This window comes from Vibrio mytili (assembly GCF_000830505.1).
In the GTDB taxonomy this organism is placed as follows: domain Bacteria; phylum Pseudomonadota; class Gammaproteobacteria; order Enterobacterales; family Vibrionaceae; genus Vibrio; species Vibrio mytili.
This window is the reverse complement of sequence record NZ_JXOK01000080.1, coordinates 1-2,534: the sequence shown is the minus strand read 5'-3', so window position 1 is coordinate 2,534 and position 2,534 is coordinate 1. Positions and strand designations below refer to the sequence as shown.

Annotated in this window: 1 protein-coding gene and 4 tRNA genes; all 5 read left to right on the top strand. The window is 43.5% G+C overall.

The window, feature by feature from the left end:
- Positions 1-11: 11 nt before the first annotated feature.
- The 5 genes from SU60_RS18935 (at position 12) to SU60_RS18915 (ending at position 2,529) form a co-directional block, all read left to right on the top strand.
- Positions 12-87: transfer RNA gene (locus SU60_RS18935), tRNA-Asn, on the top strand.
- A gap of 253 nt (positions 88-340) precedes the next feature.
- Positions 341-1,966, top strand: a complete 1,626-nt coding sequence (locus SU60_RS18930) for a methyl-accepting chemotaxis protein (RefSeq protein WP_041156885.1) — start codon at positions 341-343, stop codon at positions 1,964-1,966.
- Positions 1,967-2,199: 233 nt separating this feature from the next.
- Positions 2,200-2,275: transfer RNA gene (locus SU60_RS18925), tRNA-Phe, on the top strand.
- Between the two features lie 66 nt (positions 2,276-2,341).
- Positions 2,342-2,417 (top strand) — tRNA-Thr (locus tag SU60_RS18920).
- Between the two features lie 36 nt (positions 2,418-2,453).
- Positions 2,454-2,529 (top strand) — tRNA-Asn (locus SU60_RS18915).
- The last annotated feature ends 5 nt before the right edge of the window (positions 2,530-2,534 follow it).

Below are 2,534 nucleotides of genomic sequence, written 5' to 3'. Positions count from 1 at the left end.
AAAAGAATAATTCCTCCTTAGCTCAGTTGGTAGAGCGACGGACTGTTAATCCGCAGGTCGCTGGTTCGAGCCCAGCAGGAGGAGCCACTTTTAAAAGCCGTATCATCTGATACGGCTTTTTTATTCACTTCTATTAGCCCCTTACTTCGACTCACTTTTCAGACTATTTCATTCCTTTCTATCATCTCCGAATATAAAACCCGTTTCGGCAAAATACTTATTTTGCGATAAAAATTTAATCCATCTCATACTTTGAGTACGTGTTTGTAGGCGTAACTCTTCTTCTTCAATAAGATGACCTTGTCTATTTTATTATCAATAAATATTTTATGAGCCTTATATGAAATTAAAAACTCAAGCCTACGTCCTGTCTGCGATCATACTCTTCGCCTTGCTAGCCTTGACCGCTACAGGTTTATGGACGTTAAGGGTAGCAAGTAATATCGATAACAAATCTCGTGTTACCGAACTATTCAACAGTGCATATAGCATACTCACTGAAGTGGAAAAGATGGCAGCAGATGGTGAGATGCCTGAAGATGAAGCCAAAGCGTTAGCCACGCGTTTACTTCGCAATAATATTTATAAAGACAATGAGTATGTTTATGTTGCTGATGAAAACATGATGTTTATCGCCGCCCCTCTCGACCCTCAATTGCATGGCACTAGCTTCCATGACTTTAAAGACAGCAATGGCAATAGTGTCGGACAATTAATACTCGATATTTTGGGCGGCAAAACAGGTCAAATTGTTGAGTATACATGGAGTCAAACACAAGCTGACGGAAGCGCTGAAGAAAAACTGTCAATAGCATCTAAGACCCCTCACTGGAATTGGGTCGTTGGCACGGGAATTGGATTTAATGAAGTCAATGCTCGCTTTTGGGCTACAGCGCAGTGGCAACTCGCGCTTTGTTTGATCATAGCAGGCGCTATCCTAGCAAGCCTCATCATCGCCATACGGAAAATGCTGAACATATTAGGTGGAGAGCCTAATGATGTTCGTAACGCGGTCCAAGCCGTCGCTGCGGGCAATATTCAAACCAGCTTTGACACTGTCGCCGTAAAAGGCAGCATCTATGAAGCTGTGCAAAACATGAGTCAATCCTTGGCAACAATGGTGAGCAACCTTGACCAGTCTATGCATGCTTTACGTTCCGAACTGACCGCAGTAGAGTCTCGGTCAAGAAGCATTGCTGATTTAACTCACTCTCAGCAGCAATCTACTGCGATGATAGCAACAGCAATGACTGAAATGGCCTCCTCAGCTAATCAAGTCGCGAACTCTGCAAATGATACAGCACAAAATACAGAGGAGGCCGACAAACAAAGTCAGCAGACTCAATCTCTGATCCATAGCACGGTAAGTAATATCCAGGGGCTTGCTTCTCAACTTAATACGGCGAGCAAAGCAGTCTCGGATTTAGACCAAGACGTACATAACATCGTGAAAGTGTTAGATGTGATTGGAGATATTGCAGAGCAAACCAACTTGCTAGCACTGAATGCCGCGATTGAAGCTGCAAGAGCCGGAGAACAAGGAAGGGGGTTCGCGGTAGTAGCGGATGAAGTAAGGAGCCTTGCCGGACGAACTCAAGATAGTACCAAAGAAATCCAGAATATGATTGCCAACCTCCAGGAAGGCTCTCGTAATGCGATACAAACAATGGAGGTCTGTGCACAAACCAGTGAGAGTACAGTTTCTGAGTCAATAAGTGCTTCAGAATCACTAGAACAGATAGTCACCTCCTTGGCATCAATTACCGCCATGAGCCAACAGATCGCAACAGCAGCAGCGGAACAGACACAAGTGAGTGACGATATAGCACACCGTATCAATCTCATAGAAGAGAGCGGATGTCAGTTGAACTCAGTCGTCACAGAAAGTCAATCAAGTACAACAAGTTTAGGCACACTAGCAAACGAACTGGAGGACTGGGTAAATAAGTTTTCCGTAAAGCACTAGTTTAAAGCTAATTGGTCAACCTAGAGCACATTTTCAAGTGTGCTTTAGGTTTACTTTGCATTTATTGAGCAACCAAACTCATCATACAAGTACCTAGAAAGCTCGACTTAACTTACATTAAGATCATAAATGCATAAAAACAGCCCACTCCGACCACAATTTCATCAAACGATATTTTTATTTAAATTTTATTATTGACCTAAGGCGCGAAAAACCGTTTAATACACCTCGTCGCCCGGATAGCTCAGTCGGTAGAGCAGAGGATTGAAAATCCTCGTGTCGGTGGTTCGATTCCGCCTCCGGGCACCACAATTAATTCATTGTTGGTGCCTAGCACGAACAATAAAAATGCTCTTGTAGCAAAGAATACAGTGTGCCGACTTAGCTCAGTAGGTAGAGCAACTGACTTGTAATCAGTAGGTCACCAGTTCGATTCCGGTAGTCGGCACCATTTTTTCTTTAAATAGAAAAATCTTAAAAGAATAATTCCTCCTTAGCTCAGTTGGTAGAGCGACGGACTGTTAATCCGCAGGTCGCTGGTTCGAGCCCAGCAGGAGGAGCCACTTTT

Bases quoted from the DNA above. Each gene is read 5' to 3' on its own strand.
- SU60_RS18930 (WP_041156885.1), top strand. From the start codon at position 341: ATGAAATTAAAAACTCAAGCCTACGTCCTGTCTGCGATCATACTCTTC.